Annotated in this window: 18 protein-coding genes and 1 other RNA gene; 11 read left to right on the top strand and 8 right to left on the bottom strand. The window is 62.8% G+C overall.

Annotated features, from left to right (window positions below):
• Positions 1-5: 5 nt before the first annotated feature.
• The 6 genes from GTP41_RS06305 to GTP41_RS06280 form a co-directional block, all read right to left on the bottom strand.
• Entirely contained in the window at positions 6-809 is an 804-nt protein-coding gene (locus tag GTP41_RS06305) for a sulfite exporter TauE/SafE family protein (RefSeq protein WP_161024721.1), read from the bottom strand.
• Positions 809-1273, bottom strand: coding sequence for an EVE domain-containing protein (locus GTP41_RS06300; protein ID WP_161024720.1), 465 nt, complete (start codon positions 1271-1273; stop codon positions 809-811). Before GTP41_RS06300 ends, GTP41_RS06305 begins: the two co-directional genes overlap by 1 nt.
• 67 nt (positions 1274-1340) lie before the next feature.
• Positions 1341-1521, bottom strand: a non-coding RNA gene (gene ssrS, locus GTP41_RS06295) — 6S RNA.
• 36 nt (positions 1522-1557) lie between these two features.
• On the bottom strand, positions 1558-1857 hold the full coding sequence (locus GTP41_RS06290) for a cell division protein ZapA (RefSeq protein ID WP_161024719.1): 300 nt from the start codon (positions 1855-1857) through the stop codon (positions 1558-1560).
• Positions 1854-2075 carry a hypothetical protein gene (locus GTP41_RS06285; RefSeq protein ID WP_161024718.1) on the bottom strand — a complete coding sequence of 74 codons (222 nt, stop codon included), beginning with the start codon at positions 2073-2075 and terminating at the stop codon, positions 1854-1856. Before GTP41_RS06285 ends, GTP41_RS06290 begins: the two co-directional genes overlap by 4 nt.
• A 90-nt stretch (positions 2076-2165) precedes the next feature.
• The gene (locus GTP41_RS06280; protein ID WP_229502768.1) at positions 2166-7034 is read right to left on the bottom strand and encodes a serralysin-like metalloprotease; all 4869 of its coding nucleotides are present in this window, start codon (positions 7032-7034) and stop codon (positions 2166-2168) included.
• Positions 7035-7176: 142 nt separating this feature from the next.
• Here GTP41_RS06280 and GTP41_RS06275 point away from each other — a divergent pair, with 142 nt between their 5' ends.
• From GTP41_RS06275 to GTP41_RS06235, 9 genes are all read left to right on the top strand, one after another.
• Entirely contained in the window at positions 7177-7869 is a 693-nt protein-coding gene (locus GTP41_RS06275) for a response regulator transcription factor (protein WP_161024717.1), read from the top strand.
• Complete coding sequence (locus tag GTP41_RS06270; RefSeq protein WP_202419646.1) at positions 7866-9251, top strand: sensor histidine kinase; 1386 nt, start codon at positions 7866-7868, stop codon at positions 9249-9251. The genes GTP41_RS06275 and GTP41_RS06270 overlap by 4 nt, the downstream gene beginning before the upstream one ends.
• 211 nt (positions 9252-9462) lie before the next feature.
• Entirely contained in the window at positions 9463-10278 is an 816-nt protein-coding gene (pepA, locus tag GTP41_RS06265) for a flocculation-associated PEP-CTERM protein PepA (protein WP_161024716.1), read from the top strand.
• Positions 10279-10465: 187 nt separating this feature from the next.
• Positions 10466-11233: an N-acyl amino acid synthase FeeM domain-containing protein gene (locus tag GTP41_RS06260; protein ID WP_229502767.1), complete on the top strand. Its 768-nt coding sequence runs from the start codon at positions 10466-10468 to the stop codon at positions 11231-11233.
• Positions 11220-12116 (top strand): ThiF family adenylyltransferase, encoded by an 897-nt coding sequence (locus GTP41_RS06255; RefSeq protein ID WP_161024715.1) that lies wholly within the window; start codon positions 11220-11222, stop codon positions 12114-12116. Before GTP41_RS06260 ends, GTP41_RS06255 begins: the two co-directional genes overlap by 14 nt.
• Before the next feature lie 159 nt (positions 12117-12275).
• Complete coding sequence (gene groES / locus GTP41_RS06250; protein ID WP_028101749.1) at positions 12276-12566, top strand: co-chaperone GroES; 291 nt, start codon at positions 12276-12278, stop codon at positions 12564-12566.
• A 38-nt stretch (positions 12567-12604) separates the two neighbouring features.
• Entirely contained in the window at positions 12605-14251 is a 1647-nt protein-coding gene (gene groL / locus GTP41_RS06245; RefSeq protein WP_161024714.1) for a chaperonin GroEL, read from the top strand.
• Between the two features lie 69 nt (positions 14252-14320).
• Positions 14321-15061 carry a DUF6882 domain-containing protein gene (locus GTP41_RS06240; protein ID WP_161024713.1) on the top strand — a complete coding sequence of 247 codons (741 nt, stop codon included), beginning with the start codon at positions 14321-14323 and terminating at the stop codon, positions 15059-15061.
• Between the two features lie 130 nt (positions 15062-15191).
• A complete protein-coding gene (locus GTP41_RS06235) occupies positions 15192-15794 on the top strand; it encodes a DUF642 domain-containing protein (RefSeq protein WP_161024712.1) in 603 nt (200 codons plus the stop codon).
• A 55-nt stretch (positions 15795-15849) separates the two neighbouring features.
• Here the strand turns inward: GTP41_RS06235 and GTP41_RS06230 are convergent, their stop codons facing one another.
• Together GTP41_RS06230 and GTP41_RS06225 are read right to left on the bottom strand one after the other, a co-directional pair.
• On the bottom strand, positions 15850-16608 hold the full coding sequence (locus GTP41_RS06230; protein ID WP_161024711.1) for a LytR/AlgR family response regulator transcription factor: 759 nt from the start codon (positions 16606-16608) through the stop codon (positions 15850-15852).
• Positions 16605-16826 (bottom strand): hypothetical protein, encoded by a 222-nt coding sequence (locus tag GTP41_RS06225; RefSeq protein ID WP_161024710.1) that lies wholly within the window; start codon positions 16824-16826, stop codon positions 16605-16607. The genes GTP41_RS06230 and GTP41_RS06225 overlap by 4 nt, the downstream gene beginning before the upstream one ends.
• A 126-nt stretch (positions 16827-16952) precedes the next feature.
• Here GTP41_RS06225 and GTP41_RS06220 point away from each other — a divergent pair, with 126 nt between their 5' ends.
• A complete protein-coding gene (locus GTP41_RS06220) occupies positions 16953-17093 on the top strand; it encodes a hypothetical protein (RefSeq protein ID WP_161024709.1) in 141 nt (46 codons plus the stop codon).
• A gap of 65 nt (positions 17094-17158) precedes the next feature.
• Positions 17159-17626, top strand: coding sequence for a hypothetical protein (locus GTP41_RS06215; RefSeq protein ID WP_229502766.1), 468 nt, complete (start codon positions 17159-17161; stop codon positions 17624-17626).
• Positions 17627-17630: the final 4 nt, after the last annotated feature.

Here is a 17630-nt window from a genome sequence, read left to right as displayed (position 1 = left end):
TGCGTTTATGCGAATGCGTGGTAGAACATGTACGCCGCCAGTCCAAACAGCACCACGGCAAAAGCGCGCTTGAGCGACACCACGTCCATCTTGTGCGCGGTGCGCGCGCCGAGCGGCGCCATGGTCACGCTGGCCGCCACAATGACCGCCAGCGCCGGCGTGTAGATAAAGCCCAGCGAATACTGCGGCAGGCCCGGCTCCGACCAGCCGAAGTAAATGTTCGACAAGGTGCCCGACAGCGCGATCGGGAAGCCCAGCGCCGCGCTGGTCGCCACCGCCTGGTGGATGCGCACATTACACCAGGTCATGAAGGGCACCGAGATAAAGCCGCCGCCCGCCCCCACCAGCCCGGCCACCACGCCGATCACGCCGCCCGCCGCGAACATGCCGGGCGTACCGGGCAGCTCGCGCCCCGGCGCCGGCTTTTTGTTCAGGATCATCTGCAGCGCCGAGAAGGTGACGAAGGCGGCAAACAGCAGCGACAGCGCGCTGGTGTTCATCTGCTTGCCGATCCACGGCCCGATCCAGGAGCCGACCACAATGCCGGGCGCCAGCAGCGCCACAATGCGCCATTGCACCGCGCCGTGCTTGTGGTGGGCGCGCACCGACGACAGCGAGGTGAACATGATGGTCGCCAGCGAAGTGGCAATCGCCATATGCACCACCACCTGCGGCGGGAAGCCCTTGGCCGTGAAGATCATGGTAATGAAGGGCACCAGCACCATGCCGCCGCCGATCCCCAGCAGCCCGGCTGCGAAACCGCCGCCCGCTCCCATCAGCAGCAGGATGCCGACCAGTCCCCAATCCATCAAGCGCCCTTCAGCAGCGCCAGCACCTGCTTCCATTGCGCCGCCGTCACCGGCGTGATCGACAGGCGGCTGCCCTTCTGCAGCACCACCATATCCGCCAGCTGCGGCAGCGTGCGCATTTCCGCCAGCGACAGCAGGCGCGTCTTGCGCACGCCCTTCACGTCGACGGAAATCCAGCGCGGCTGTTCCTGGGTGGCCTTGGCATCGTAGTAATGGCTTTTTGGGTCGAACTGGGTGGCGTCGGGATAGGGACCGCTCGCCACTTCGGCGATACCGGCAATGCCCGGCTCCGGGCAGGAGGAATGGTAGAACAGCACGCCGTCGCCCTCTTGCATCGCGTCGCGCATGAAATTGCGGGCCTGGTAGTTGCGCACGCCGAACCAGGGCACCGTCTTGTCCTTGGCAGACATGACATCATCGATGCTCACCTCGTCGGGCTCGGATTTCATCAACCAATATTGCATGGCGCTCCTCTGGACGTAAAAAAACGGTTGCGCACCCGCAGGTGCTGGCAACCGCTCTTAAATGGAATGAGGCCCCGCCTGTGCCGTTATGCCGGCATCCCGAACCTTACGGTTCAAGGTGGTTGCAGTTAGTTCAACTTCGGGTTCATCAGACTAGTGACGCTCACGCCCGTCGAACAAATTCCCGCAACCGGTGCATGTAAATGGTTCAAGGAATATATGGCAAATCTCGAACACCGCAGGGTGACACGAAGTTTACTCCTCAAACGAATTTGGCGAAAGGCCTAAAACAAATTTTCTTGCGGGGTCAGCGCATTGTCGAGCACCTTGTGCATGGCGCCGATCTTTTCCTGCACTTCCAGCATGGAGGAGCCGCCGCTGGTCTTCGCCGCCAGGAATTCGGCCGCCATGCCCAGCGCCGCCATCACGGCGATGCGGTCATTGCCCTTGACCTTGCCGGCATCGCGAATCGCACTCATCTTTTTATCCAGCAGGTTGGCCGCCTCGCGCAGGGCGCGTTCTTCGTCTTCCTTGCATGCCAGCTTATAGGGCTGGCCCATGATGGTCACATCAACATGGATCATTGGGCATCCTCAGGGGTGTCCGCTTCCGCGGCGGGGATTTTGTCCAGCAGCGCCACGACGCGGTCGTGGGCTTCGCCAAGGCGGCGTTGGTATTCAAGGTTCTCGGTCACCAGGGCTGCATTGGCCTGGCGCAACTGCGAATTCTCGCGGCGCAAGGATTGCGCGAGTTCCGCCAGTTGGTCGATTTTATCGGAAAGGTCTTGGAAGTCTGCGATCATCCCGCAACTATAGGGCCGCACGTTTGCACGGTCAACCTGATGTTGGACATGCATGCCATTTTAGCACGCATGTCCAAGCCCTACGCCGCCTTAGGCGGGCTGGCCGGAGAAGGCCGTGCCCACCAACTGGGCGAAGTCCTGCATGCGGTCAGCGGTCCAGACCGACGCCATCTCGTACGGGCTGGCGCTGTTCTGCGCCCGCTCGAGCAATTGCGCCATCGTGAGCACGCCCACGGTGGCGCCGGCGGCGTCGAGAAGGTCGAGTTCCGCAATGTTGACGGACTTGTAGTTCTCCACCGTGAACTGGGCGTAGGACTTGTTATTGTCCACGTAGTTCACCACCAGGTCGCTCCCCTCGATATTGACCTTCACGTTGTCGGTCTTCATCGCCACGCTAAAGAGCTTGTTGGCGCTGAACTTGAGGATGTCGTTGCCGCCCGCCGTTTCGTGGATGGTGTCCTTGCCGTCGCCCATGGACATGATGTAGATGTCCTTGCCTGCCCCGCCGTGCAAGTGGTCGGCGCCCATGCCGGAGTAGATGGTATCGTCGCCGGCGCCGCCCCAGAGGCGGTTGTTGCCCGCGTACTTGTAGCCCATGGTGTAGGCGATGAAGCCGGCGATGAACAAGTCCATCCCCTTGAACTGGTCGAGCTGCAAGTTGACGCCGAGCTGCTTGCCGAGCCAGTCGATGCCGGAGGCGCTGGCGCCGGAGGCGGTGCTGACTGCCTCGCCGGTCCAGTTGACGGCGGTGCTGATGCCGCTGCCGACATCGACGTCGGCCACATAGCCCACGCCGCTGCCGATGCCGTTAATGGCCGTGTTCAAACCGCCCTTGCCGCCTTCCAGCGCCGACTTGAGCGCGCTGGCGAAGTCAAAATCGGCCATGTTCAGGCCCGACACGCCGTTGATGGCGTTGACGGCGCTGTTGCCGGCATTGGCCATGTCGTCGATCAGGTCGCTGGCGTTGACGGTGGCCTTGTCCAGCGCCGACTTCATATCGGTCGACAGGCTGTTCCAGCCTTTCAGCAGTTCTTCGCCGAAGGACTTGTTCAGGTACTTGGTCACGGCGTCGAAGCCCGCGCCCACGTCGCTCACCGCGCCGCTGATGGATTTGCTGTTGCTGACCAGCAGTTTGGTCAAGACGCCCCAGCCCAGGCCCATCATGGTGTCGTTGCCGTTGCCGCCGCCGACGTAAGTGCCGGCATTGGTGGCGAAGATGGTGTCGTTGCCGTCGCCGCCCACGATCACATTGCCCACCAGGTTCAGCTTGCCCAGGTCGCCCTTGGCCAGGGATGCGTACTGCGACTTGATGAACTTGGCGTTCATGGCGGCGCCCACCCAGTCGCCGGCCGATTCGTACTCGTTTTCGACCAGCGCTTCGGCCGCGTTGAAGACGGTGATCTCGGCCAGGCCGATGATCACGTCGTCGCCGCTGCCGCCGATGGCGACGTTGTTCTGGCCGGAGGACACGATGGTGTCGTTGCCCTCGCCGCCCATGCCGACGGTGGTGGTGCCGGCCAGGATCATGGTGTCGTTGCCGGAACCGGCGTGCACGAAGTTCATGCCGGTGTCGATGCTGACCTTGGAGGAGCTGACAGTCTGCGACTTGTCCGAACCTTCCACCGCCTGGGTGGTCTTGCTGCTGTAGGACAGCTTGCTGCCCGAGTTCAGCACCACCAGGGTGTCGTCGCCGGCGTCTGCCAGCACCACGTTGTGGTCGCCGTACACCACGGCCACGTCGTTGCCGGCGCCGGTCCAGCCCACGTTCAGCTGGGTGCTGCCGGTGGTCTGGCTGGTGGTGGTCTGGTCGGAGCCTTCCTTCTCGGTCGTGGTGTTCTTGGTGTTGGAGCCGCCGTAGCTGATCATCACCGCCACGTCCTTGCCGCTGCCGCCGACCACCACATTGTCCTTGCCGATCACGGTCATGACGTTGTTGCCGTCGCCGCCGACCAGGATGTTGGCGTTGGCGTTGACCTTGGCGGCGCTGCCGATGGCCAGCGCGGTCAGCACGTCGTTGCCGGAGCCGCCTTCGACCAGGTTGGCCTTGCCGACGGTGGTGACGACGTTGTTGCCCTCGCCCGCCACCACCACGTTGTAGGTGCCGACCGCAGTCACCACGTCGTTGCCGGCGCCGGACACGATGCCGGTCTTGCTGCCAGCGACGGTGATCACGTCGTTGCTGGCGCCGGTGGCCACCAGGTTGTTTTCGCCGGCGGCGGTCACGATGGTGGCAGCGCTGCCGCCCACCAGGACGTTGTTCTTGCCGAAGGCGGTGATCACTTCCGTGCCGGACTGGCTGGTCGCGGCGGCGCTCAGGCCTGCCTTGCCGACCAGGTCGGTGGCTGCCACGCCGGCGGCGATGGAGTCGATCAGGCCGACGGCGGTTGCCGCCACTTCCTTGTAGTCGCCGGTGACGACCAGGTTGTTGGCGCCCACCGCGGTCACCTTGTCCACACCCGCATCGCCCCAGACGATATTGCGCGCGCCGAACACGGTGGCGACGTCGTTGCCGTTGCCGCTCCAGACCACGTTGTTGGCGCCGATGGCGGTGGTCACGTCGTTGCCGCCGCCGCTGTACACCACATTGGTGTTGCCGATGGCGGTCACCACGTCATTGCCGTTGCCGCCGGCGACGTTGTTGCCGATGAACTTGGTGATTTGCGAGGTCACGCCGCCCGCCAGGTTGCCCAGCTTGGCGCTGACATCGTTGATGCCTTCGCCCAGGCCGGTGACGACCACGTTGTTCTGGCCGGCGGCCGTCACCACGTTGTTGCCGGCCATGTTCACCACCACGTTGTTGCCGCCCAGGGCGGTGGTGACATTGTCGCCGCCGTTGGCCAGCACGATATTGTTGCCGCCCACGGCGGTCACGATATCCTTGCCGCCGCCGGTGTAGACCACGTTGTTGCCGCCCGCCGCCACCACGATGTCGTTGCCGACGCCGCTGTTGAGGGCGGAGGTCAGCTTGCCGGTGGCGTTGGTCACGGCCTTCGCCGCATCCTTGGATGGCATCACGTTCGACAGCACCGAGCCCAGGCCGCCGGCGGCCGCCTTGACCATGCCGCCCAGTTCGGTCAGCACCACGTTGGTGCCGCCGGCGGCGATGGTGGTGTTGCCGCCCACGGCGCTGGCGATCAGGTTGCCCGCGCCCAGGCCCAGCATGGTGTTGCCGCTGCCGTTGGACAGGATCACGTTGTTCACGCCCACGGCTGCCTGCAGGTTGCCGCCCTGGTTGCTGACCAGGGCATTGGTGCTGCCCAGCGCGCCGACCTTGTTGTTGCCGCCGCCGGTATAGATCACATTGACCGCGCCGCCCGCCACGATATTGCTGCTGCCGCCGCCTTCCACGATGACGTTGGCGCCGCCGCCGGCGATGATGGTGTCGTTGCCGTCGTTGGCGTTGATGCCGTTGCCGCCGCCCAGCGCCAGCACGCTGTCTTTGCCGTCGGCCGCGTTGACCACGTTCAGGCCGCCGATCGCTGTCACGCTGTCGTTGCCGGCGCCGCTGTTGATGACGTTGGAGCCGCCCTTGGCGTCGATCTTGTCGACGCCGGCGCCGGTGGTCACCACGTTGGACGCAGCATTCACCGTCACGGTGTTGTTGCCGTGGCCTAGGTTCATCACGTTGGAAGCGCCGTTGGCGGTCACGCGGTCAGAACCGTCGCCCGCGTTCAGCACATTGCTGGCGCCGTTCAGGGTGACGTTGTTGTTGCCGTGGCCCGCATTGATTTCGTTCGACACGCCCGCTGCGGTGATGGTGTCGTCGTTGCCGCCGGCAGTGACCTTGTTGCGGCCGCCTTCGGCATTGATGGTGTTGTTGCCTTCGCCCGCATTGATCTGGTTATTGGCCGCCTTCACGGTAATGCGGTCGGCGCCGTAATTGGTGTTGATGACGTTGGAAATGCCATCCGCCACCACCACGTCGTCCCAGTTGCCGGTATTGATCACGTTGGAGGCGCCGCCAGCATTCACGGTGTTGTTGCCGTGGCTTGCATCAACCACGTTGGAGCCGCCGTTGACGGTGATATTGTCATGGCCGTCGCCCCAGGCATACACCTTGTTGCTGCCGCCGTTGGCCACCAGCACGTTATTGCCGTCGCCGATCTTGATCTCGTTGTTGACGCCGTTGACGGTGACGCGGTCGTGGCCGCCGTCGGTGTTGATGATGTTGTTGGCGCCATCGACGGTGACGGTATCGTCCCAGTTGCCGGTGTAGATGTTGTTGGCGGCGCCGATCGCGCGCACGGTGTTGACGCCATGGGCCGCGTTGACCACGTTGTTGGCGCCGTTGACGGTGATGTTGTCGTGACCGTCGCCGGTGGTGACCACCTTGTTGTTGCCGCCGTTGGCCACCACGGTGTTGTTGCCACCGCGCAACTCGATGTCGTTCCAGCCGCCGTTGGCGGTCACATCGTCGTTGCCGTTGCCGCCGTCGATCTCGTTGTAGGCCGAGTTGACCGACAGGCGGTTATTGCCCTCGCCCAGGTCGACGTCGGCCGCCGCGCCAGCGGCGATCGTGATGTGGTCGTCGCCATTGCCGCCGGAGACCTTGTTGTAAATGCCAACGTCGATGCGGATGGTGTCGTTGCCGTTGCCGCCGTCGATCACGTTGTAGCCGCCCACCTTGACGGTCAGGGTATCGTTGCCGTCGTCGCCGTAGATATTGTTATAGGCGCCGGCGTTGACCGTGATGTTGTCGTTGCCGCCGTCGCCATGGATGATGTTGGCGCCCAGCGAACTGGCGGTGTAATTGTTATCGCCATTGCCCAGGCTCTTCTTCGTATAGCCCAGCTCCGCGATTTTTTTGGCGGCGGCCGCCATATCGTTGCCGACTTGCTCAAAGGCACTACCAATGTCCTTGAAGTCGTCGCCCATATCCTTCACTGCGTCGCCCACCTTGTCGACCACCTTCTCGATGGGTTTCACGACGTTTTTTTTGAACCAGCTGCCGAAGCCCATGGTTTCTCTCCCGATTGTTGAAAAAGGATTACTACTCTTTCATTACATCAAGAGAAGATGACAAAAGGCCTTACACTTTGATTACAATTCTGTAATCGAGCGCCGCATTGACGGCGCTTTTGTACTTCTGGAAAATAGAAAAATGAAAGCCCTCCTCGTCGAAGATGAACAGCGGATTGCCAGTTTTGTGTGCAGTGGATTGCGCGAACAGGGCTTCCTGGTAGACCATTGCGAAGATGGCAACCTCGGTTACGACTACGCCCTCTCGCGCCAGTACGACATCATCCTGCTCGACATCATGGTGCCCGGGCGTGACGGCCTGGCCATCCTGAAGGGCCTGCGCCGCGAAGGGCGCGACACGCCGGTCATCCTGCTGACCGCGCGCAATGAGCTGGACGACCGCCTGCAGGGCCTGAACCTGGGCGCCGACGACTACCTGGCCAAGCCCTTCTTCGTGGAAGAACTGATCGCCCGCATCCACGCCCTGCTGCGGCGCGTGAGCGGCGAGCGGCAGAACGTGCTGGCGGTGGGGCCGCTCAAGCTGGACCGCCTGACCCGCGTCGCCGAACTGGAGGGCCGCGAAGTCGAGCTCACCAGCCGCGAATTCAACCTGATGGAATACCTGATGCGCTCGCCCGGCCGCGTCTACACCCGCACCCAGATCCTGGAACACGTGTGGGGCTACGATTTCGAGCCGCAGACCAATATGGTGGACGTCTGCATCCAGCGCCTGCGCAAAAAACTCAGCCTGCCCGACAGTATCGCCATCGAAGCGGTGCGCGGCGTCGGCTACCGCCTGCGCAAGCCGGACGGCGACAAAGAGCCGAGCGCATGATTCCCGCCGGCCGCCCCTTCATCCGCTCCTTCCGCGTCCGCATTGCGCTGATCACCACCGGCCTGGCCATTGGCGTGGTGGCGGCGCTGTTTGTCGCCTCCTCCTGGACGGTAATGCAGCGCCGCAGCAGCATCCTGGACCGGATGATGGTGGCCCACCTGGCCGGGCCCGGCTTTGGCGCCACGGCGCACACCGTCTGGCCGGCCATCGACGCCCACCTGAACGCCAGCTTCAGCGGCTTCGCGCCGGTCGGCAGCAGCGAGAACTTCGCCATCCTGCGCGCCGTGAACGGCAAGGGCGAAAAGGTGTACCAGAGCCGCAACTGGCCGGTCTCCCTGCTGGTGCCGGAAGCGCTGGACGGCGAGCTGCGCACCTACTACGGCGGCGGCACCCAGTGGCGCATCGGGCAGACCCGGCGCGGCGACGTCCTGGTGCAACTGGGCGTCAACACCTCCCTGTCGGAGGCGCAGTTGAAAGCCACCATCGTGCGCTTCGGCGGCGCCGTGGTGCTGCTGTGCCTGCTGGTCGGCCTGGTGGCCTGGTACCTGGCCGGGCGCGCCATGCGCCCGATCGAACATTTGACCGGCGTGATGGAGCGCATCCGCGCCAGCGATATGCGGCAGCGCGTGTCGGCCGACGACGAGGCGCTGGAGTTCGAGCGCCTGGTGACCGTCTTCAACGACATGCTGGACCGGCTGGAGCGCAGCTTCCTGCAGTCGGTACGCTTCTCCGGCGACGCCGCGCACGAGCTGCGCACGCCGGTCGCCATCCTGCAGGGCGAACTGGAGCGCGCTTTCGAGCGCGCCGCCGACAACCCGGAGCTGGAACAGGCGCTGGCCGACATGCTGGACGAAGTGCGGCGCCTGGACAGCATCGTGCGCAAGCTGCTCATGCTGTCGCGCGCCGACGCCGGCCAGCTGCAGATCCCGATGCAGCCGCTGGACCTGGTGCCGCTGCTGCGCGAACTGGCCGACGACCTGGACATGATGGCGCCGGAACGCCCGCTGCAGCTGCAGTTGCCGCCGCAGATGGCGACGCGCGGCGACGCCGACCTGCTGCGCCAGGTGCTGCAGAACATGGTCAGCAACGCCGTCAAATACGGCGTGCCGGAAGGCTGGATCGCAATCCAGGCGCGGCGCGCGGCGGGCGGCTGGCAGGTCGATATCGCCAACCAGTCGGCCGGCATCGCCTTCGAACACCGCGAGCGCCTGTTCGACCGTTTCTACCGCGCCGACGAAGCGCACAACCGGCGCGTGGCCGGCGTCGGCCTGGGCCTGGCGCTGGCGCGCGAAATCGCGCGCGCCCATGGCGGCGACTTGCGCCTTGCGGAATGCACGCCAAGCCAGGTCACGTTCAGCCTGACCTTGCCTGCCGCGCAGTAACTAGGCAATCTGCAAGTCATTGATTTCATTGAAATTTCGTCGGAAATTTTTACAGCAATATAATAGTTACCCAAATACCAATTTGTAAGTAATTGATAAGTGCTTGTATTTACACGCAGGCCCAGATTTAGGCATGGCGCTTGCTTATACAGGACTGGCAACCAGTTGGCATTAGCCAAACTTCCAACCAGAACCTGAATGGAGAACAAGCATGAAGAAACAGTTATGCGGATTGCTGGCAGGCGCCCTGGCCCTGCTCGGCGCATCCCAGGCATCCGCTGCCCCGATTTTCACGGTGGACCCAACCACCATCGCCGGCACCGGCACCATCTTTAACGCTGACGCCATCAACGGCTTCTCCTCCAGCCGCATCCGCCACGACGTGGGCGACCCGGTCAATGTGTACAAAGCCAATGGTTACGCCTTCTTCAACGGCTTTGCGCTGGACAGCTCGCCGGTGACCGGCGGCGTCTCGCGCGTGAACGTCGACTACGGCCTGTACGCCGTGTTCAGCCAGCAGTTCACCTGTACCGGCCCGCTGGGCCCGGGCGTGAATTGCACGGTGTCGAGCTTCAGCTTCGAAATGTGGGCCGATCCGGGCAACGACAACACTTATTCGCAATCGACCGTGGCGCTCGATCCGACCGTCGGCGTCAACGGCATCCAATACAAGCTGGCCAGCTCCAACGTCCTGAACGCCGGCATCGGCGGCCTGGATGCACTGGGCGGCGCGTTCCAGAACCTGAACTTCGGCTGGACCCTGTACGACGATCCGGTCAACCCGGACGGCTACGATTTCTTCACCGATCCCCGTCCGTTCTATAACGCCGCCTTCACCGCGTTCAACAACACCTCGCAAGGCATTATCTGCGACACCGCGAACTGCGTGGCGGCCAACGTGGTGGCGATCAACTCCGAGACCGGTATCCTGGACTTCAACGGCAACGCGATTCCTGAGCCGGGCAGCATTGCGCTGCTGGGCCTGGGCCTGATGTTGCTGGGCACCCAGCGCCTGCGCCGCAGCTAAGCAGGCCTCGCGCAAAGTCCCCGCCGCTTGGCGGGGACTAGCTATTTGGGCGACGCATTACGCTTGCCCACATGAGCTCGCCGTGCCACTATTGTTTTTTCGCGCTGCGCGTTTGTTGCATTTCATGGCTTTCACCATGATACCTTTGGAATGAGCTGACGCCTTGCGCTCGTTGGAGGAGTTCGCCATGCAGAGCAGCCAAGACGCCCCATCCAAGCTCGCGCCGGAATCGGCCGACGACGACGCCACCCCGCATACGGTGAGCGAAGGCGACCCCGTACTCGCGCAATTGCCCGACCAGATCACGCAGGAGCTGAACTTCGGGATCAGAATGGTCGACACGCCCGCCGGGCGCAACCAGGCCAGCATGCTGATCCACCGCATGTACAGCTGGCGCGGCTTCAGCGGCAACCACGCCTTGAAACCGGTGGCCAACCGGGTCACCCTGATGGCCAGCCAGAAAGGCGAAGCGGTCGGCACCCTGAGCGTGGGCCTGGATTGCCCGGAAGGCTTGCTGGCCGACGAATTGTTCAAACCGGAGCTGGACGCGGTGCGCGCCGCGGGCGGGCGCATCTGCGAGATCATCAAGTTCGCCTTCGACATGGCCGGCACCAGCAAGCAATACCAGGCCGCCATGTTCCACCTGGCCGTGATCACCGCGCGCGACCTGCACCAATGCACCCATATGTTCATTGAAGTGCAGCCGCGCCACCGCGCCTTCTTCGACAATGCGCTCGGCTTCAAGCAGCTGGGCGAGGCCAAGATGAATCCGCGCGTCAGCGTGCAAGGCATCCTGATGTGCGTGGAACTGGCGTATATGACCGAGCAGATCCAGCGCTACGGCGGCCAGGGCCATGTGCCCGGCGTGCGCTCCTTCTACCCGCATTTTTTCTCGCCGCGTGAGGAAATTGGAATCGTCAACAGAATGCTCGAGCTGCCCAATGGCAAGTCGTGACCAGAAACCGGCCTTCCGCTACGACGAGGCGTTTTCGCGCAACCTCGGCTGGGTAACGCCGGCAGAACAGCAAGCCCTGCGCGGCAAGCGCATCGCCATTGCCGGCATGGGCGGCGTGGGCAGCGGCTACCTGCTGACCCTGGCGCGCCTGGGCGTGGGTGCCTTCCACATCGCCGATTTCGACAGCTACGACATTCCCAACCTGAACCGCCAAGCCGCCTCCTACATGTCCACCATGGGCGTGCCCAAAGTGGAGGCGGCGGCGCGCATGGCGCAGGACATCAACCCGGAAGTCGAGATCCGCCAGTTCGGCGACGGCGTCAATGCGTCCAACGTGGCCGAGTTCCTGCAAGGGGTCGACGTGTATGTGGACGGCCTGGACTTTTACGCCTTTAGCGCGCGCCAGCTGGTGTACGGCCACTGCGCCGCGCACGGCATTCCCGCCACCATGGCGGCGCCGCTGGGCATGGGCGCCTCCTGCCTGAATTTCCTGCCCGGCAAAATGAGTTTTGAGGACTACTTCCAATGGGGCGACCTGCCGGAAGTGGACAAGGCGCTGCGCTTCCTGGTCGGCCTGGCCCCGGCCGGCCTGCACCGCAGCTACCTGGTGTGGCCGCAAGGGGTCGACCTGGCGCAGCGCCGCGGCCCCTCCACCAGCATGGGCTGCCAGCTGTGCGCCGGCATTGCCGCCAGCCAGGCCCTGAAAATCCTCCTGCGGCGCGGCGACGTGCTGGCCGCGCCCTGGGGCTTCCAGTTCGACGCCTACCGCGACAAGATGGTGACCACCTGGCGCCCCGGCGGCAACCGCCATCCGCTGCAGCGCCTGGCACTGGCTTTTGCCCGTCGCCACTTCGTCGGCAACACGCCTGACACCCGCCCCTGAGCTCATATTGCCTTATAGACACAATTGTCTTGTGCGCAAGGTTTGAGCATTCGCAAAAGAAATTCTCTTGAAAAGCCAAAGTGTCGTCCCTATAATCATTGGCACTCGTTAGCCGAGAGTGCTAACAACTGTCAATAAACCGAGTAAAAGGAGTTTTGTATGAACCTTCGCCCTTTGCATGACCGCGTCATCGTCAAACGCCTGGACCAGGAAACCAAGACCGCGTCCGGCCTGATCATCCCTGATGCAGCCGCTGAAAAACCAGACCAGGGTGAAGTGCTGGCAGTAGGCAACGGCAAAGTTGCCGACAACGGCACCGTGCGCGCTCTGGAAGTGAAAGTGGGCGACCGCGTCCTGTTCGGCAAATACGCCGGCCAGGCTGTCAAAGTGGACGGCCAGGAACTGCTGGTAATGCGCGAAGAAGACATCATGGCCGTGGTTCAGAAGTAATCACCGCCCTACCGATACAGAATTCAGGAGAATAAAACATGGCAGCTAAAGAAGTTATTTTCGGCGACAGCGCTCGCTCCAAGATGGTTGAAGGCGTCAACATCCTCGCCAACGCCGTTAAAGTCACCCTGGGCCCGAAAGGCCGCAACGTGGTGCTGGAGCGCTCCTTCGGCGCCCCAACCGTCACCAAAGACGGTGTTTCGGTCGCTAAAGAGATCGAACTGAAAGACAAGCTGATGAACATGGGCGCGCAGATGGTCAAGGAAGTCGCTTCCAAGACCTCCGACAACGCCGGTGACGGTACCACCACCGCAACCGTGCTGGCTCAGGCGATCGTGCGCGAAGGCATGAAATACGTTGCCGCCGGCATGAACCCAATGGACCTGAAGCGCGGCATCGACAAGGCAGTTGCTGCCACCGTCGACCAGCTGAAGTCGATCTCCAAGCCATGCACCACCTCCAAGGAAATCGCCCAGGTTGGCGCGATCTCCGCCAACTCCGACGCATCGATCGGCGAGCGTATCGCTGAAGCGATGGAAAAAGTGGGCAAGGAAGGCGTCATCACCGTGGAAGACGGCAAATCCCTGCACGACGAGCTGGACATCGTGGAAGGTATGCAATTCGACCGCGGCTACCTGTCCCCGTACTTCATCAACAACCAAGAGAAGCAAGTTGCCGTCCTGGAGAACCCATTCGTTCTGCTGTGCGACAAGAAGATCTCCAACATCCGTGACCTGCTGCCAGTACTGGAGCAAGTTGCCAAAGCCGGCCGTCCACTGCTGATCATCGCCGAAGACATCGAAGGCGAAGCACTGGCAACCCTGGTGGTGAACAACATCCGCGGCATCCTGAAGACCTGCGCAGTGAAAGCTCCTGGCTTCGGCGACCGTCGCAAGGCCATGCTGGAAGACATCGCTATCCTGACCGGCGGCCAAGTGGTTGCTGAAGAAGTCGGCCTGACCCTGGAAAAAGCCTCCCTGGCGGAACTGGGCCAAGCCAAGCGTATCGAAATCGGTAAAGAAAACACCATCGTCATCGACGGCGCCGGCGAAGCCTCCGCAATCGAAGGCCGCGTGGCACAGATCCGCACCCAGATCGACGCAGCGACCTCCGACTACGACCGCGAAAAACTGCAAGAGCGCGTGGCCAAGCTGGCCGGCGGTGTTGCCGTGATCAAGGTTGGCGCAGCCACCGAAGTCGAAATGAAAGAGAAGAAAGCACGTGTTGAAGACGCACTGCACGCCACCCGCGCAGCTGTGGAAGAAGGCATTGTGCCAGGCGGCGGCGTAGCCCTGCTGCGTGCTCGCGCTTCCCTGAACGTGAAGGGCGACAACCCGGACCAGGACGCAGGTATCAAGATCGTGCTGCGCGCGATGGAAGAGCCACTGCGCATGATCGTGCAAAACGCCGGCGAAGAAGCATCGGTGGTTGTGAACGCAGTACAAGCCGGCACCGGCAACTACGGCTACAATGCAGCCAACGGCACCTACGGCGACATGGTTGAAATGGGCGTGCTGGACCCAGCTAAAGTCACCCGCTCGGCACTGCAGAACGCAGCGTCGATCGCTGGCCTGATGCTGACCACCGACTGCATGGTTGCCGAAGTCACCGAAGACAAACCAGCCGGCGGCATGGGCGGTATGGGTGGCATGGGCGGCATGGGTGGCATGGACGGCATGATGTAATTCATCCCCCCGCCTCCCGGCACAGAAAGCCCACCCACGCGGTGGGCTTTTTTTATGTACTATGCGCGCATGAGCACCGATACCATCACCTGCCCCACCCACGGCGAAAGCCAGTTCGCCTTCGTCTGCCAGCACCTGCTCGCCAATCCTGTCCAGCCTTGGTACTGCGGCTATCCGGAAGAAGACGCCCAGTGGCGCGACGCCTGGTGCGCCGAGTGCGACCTTGCGCTCGAACGGGAAGGCGAATGGAATGAAAACAACGAGGACGAAGCGGGCATCCAACTGATTTGCTGCCACTGCTACGAGCATCACATCGGCCAGAGCGTTAATCGCCTGCAGGGCCCCGCTCTTGAGGCGTGGACCAAGTTCGTCGACGGCCATTGCGCCACCCTGTCGGAAAAACAGTCCGCCATGACGGCGCAACTCCGGCTGGACGACTATCCGCGCTGGGACTATTACCAGGAGCGCGCGCAGCTGGTGTTTTCCGGCGGCGAGCTGCCCGAACTGGTCGCCGACATCGAGTTCATCGGCACGCTCTCCACCGCCAGCAATACCTGGATGTGGTCCTGGGCGAATTTCAGCCTGCTCGAAGGCGTACGTTCACGCATCGCCGCCGTGCGCGATGCCGGCGAAGAGCGCGACTACCCGCACCTCACTGTCCCCATCTGGGAAGCCGACATGCACGACGGCTGGCACATGACCGCCATCGCCGTCGAGCAGTTGCAGGCCATGGGCGCTTATCGCGTCCCCTCCGACAATGGCTACATCTTCATGGCCATACTGTCCGCCCAGCACCGTCCGGCAGGCTGAAGCGGGCCCACCGGACCCGGATTGCGCTGTTGTCCTCGATACGCCTTTTTTCACGGCTGACGATTTTTTAGGCAATTGCCGTGCTACAATCGCACTGATTTTTGGACAACTAATATTGCTTTTTAATAACATGAAGAAGCTCATCGCTGCACTGCTCATCCTGGCCGCTGGCGCCGCCAATGCCGGCACCATTGAATTAATCAAGAACGGCAGCTTCGAAAACAACGGCGTTGCCGCCAACAGCTGGAACATCAAATACGCCCTGGACAGCTGGCTGGTCGGCGCGAACGGCGCCGAAGTGCGCAACAATGTCGCCGGCGCCGCGCAGAACGGCAGCAACTACCTGGAACTGGACACCACCGGCAACAGCTGGATCAGCCAATCCTTCGACACCAGCAACGGCGCCGAGTATAAGCTGTCCTTCTACTACGCCGCACGCGAGCAAACCGGCGCCGCGACCAATGGTATCGACGTGTACTGGAACGGCCAACTGGTCAAACAGCTGGCGCAGAACAACTACAGCAACCTGACCAACTGGACCAAATACGACCTGTCCCTGTTCGGCGCCGGCAACTTGAGCAAGCTCGAGTTCAAGGCCGCCGGCACCAGCGACAGCTTCGGCGGCTCGCTGGACAATGTATCGCTGACCACCAAGGTATCTGAACCAGGCACCCTGGCCTCGATCCTGCTAGGCCTGGGCTTGCTGGGATTCATGCGCCGCCGCCAGCAATAAGCGCGCTCGCTACATGCAAAAGCCTGCCGGTTTCACGCCGCGCAGGCTTTTTCTTTTACAACTGGCGGAACGCAGCCTGGTATCCGGTGCTGACGTTGAGCCGTTCCGGCCGCCCTTTCAACCGTACCTCCATCATGCCGTCCTCGCGGTAGATCGATTCAACACGGTGCAGGTTCACGATGGCGGCCCGGCTGACCTGGATGAACACGTCGGGATCGAGTTCTTCAATCAGTTCGCGGATCGGCTTGCGAATCAGCGCATCCACCTGCGCCGTCACAACGCGCGTGTACTTGACGTCCGACTGGAAGAAGAAAATCTCATCCACCGTGATCAGGCGCAGCAGGTTGCCGACCGAAGCCTGGATCCATTTCAGGGGTTTGCGTGGGGCCGCCGCCGGCGTCGGCTGGAGCAGCGCCGCCAGCGTCGCTTCCGGCACAAGTTTCAGCGGCTGGCCGAGGCCTGCCTGCAAGCGCTCGATGGTTTGCATCAGCCGCAGCTTGTTGATCGGTTTGGTCAGGTAATCGAGCGCGCCCACATCGAATGCTTCCAGGGCGTGCTGGTTGTAGGCGGTGACAAACACCACGCGCACCCGATCGTGGATCACGCGGGCCACCTCAAGGCCGGTCAGGCCGGGCATATTGATATCGAGGAAGGCGATGTCGGGCGCATGTTCGCGCACCGCTGCAATGGCGGAAACCCCGTCGCCTGCTTCGGCTACGATCGAAAGTCCTGGCCACAAAGCAGACAGCGCGTCGCGCAACTCGGCGCGCAGCAGCGGTTCGTCTTCAGCAATGACAGCGGTTGGCGTCTTCATGCGGCTTTTCCAAGTAAATTCCCTGCTTCATCGGGCACCACGATCGAGGCGATAAAGCCACCCGCAGCCATGGCCCCTACTTCGAGCCAGGCGCGCTGGCCGTAGATGGCCTCCAGGCGCTGGCGGATATTCGACAGGCCCAATCCGGTGCCTTCCACACTTGAAATGGCCGGCCCGTTGTCGATCACCGAGACACGCACCTGCCCCTCTTCGCGCATCGCGGCGCCACCGTCCTCAGCAATGCGTCCGTCGGCTGGGCGGAGATCAAGCTCACGCTGCCCGGACTCAATATCGTCTCGGACAAAGGCCAGACGTCGACCTACGTCAACACTTCCAGCGCCAGCATGACGACCGCAAAAGACATCCTGTATGACGCGATCCGCGACGCCATTGCCGGACTGGATTTCGATGGTGCGGCGATGGAAGTCAGGGATTACCACGTCAAAGCAACGCGGCAATCGGCCGCATCCTCCGGCAAACGCTAGCAGGTCCGTGCACGGGATGGGATCTGTTAGTATGGGCGCACTTTAACTGCTGTGGTGCGCTGCGCATGACCTCTTCCCGCAAATCCGCCATTGCCGGCACGGTCGCCGGCCTTCTCGTTGCCGGCGCCGGCGCCTGGTACGCCAGCAACCACCGATCCGAGGCGGCGCCCGCGCCGGCCATGGCGCCATCGGCTTTGGCGGTGGTCGCTGCTCCGGCGGCGAAAGCCGCCGTGAGCCGCGAACAGGCGGTGGCGAAGCTGATGGCGCTGCCGGAGCTGAAACGCTGGGCCGAGAACATCGAGCAGCGCAGCAGCGGCACCCGCCACGGCGCGCTGCTGGAAACCGATCCCGCGCCGCGCGACGTGAACGGCAAACCCCATTACCAGCTCAGCTTCGTGGAGAATGGCGACGATATGGCGCAGTCGCTGGCCAGCTTCCTGGTCTCGCACGCGAGCGGCGAGATCCTGGTGGAGGACGATACCAGCGGCGAGCTGTTGCCGCTTGATCAGTGGCGCAAGAAGCAGAAGGACTGACCCG

Origin of the sequence: Pseudoduganella guangdongensis, assembly GCF_009857475.1 — a bacterium.
Taxonomy (GTDB): domain Bacteria; phylum Pseudomonadota; class Gammaproteobacteria; order Burkholderiales; family Burkholderiaceae_D; genus Rugamonas; species Rugamonas guangdongensis.
This window is presented reverse-complemented; position numbering and strand designations above follow the sequence as displayed.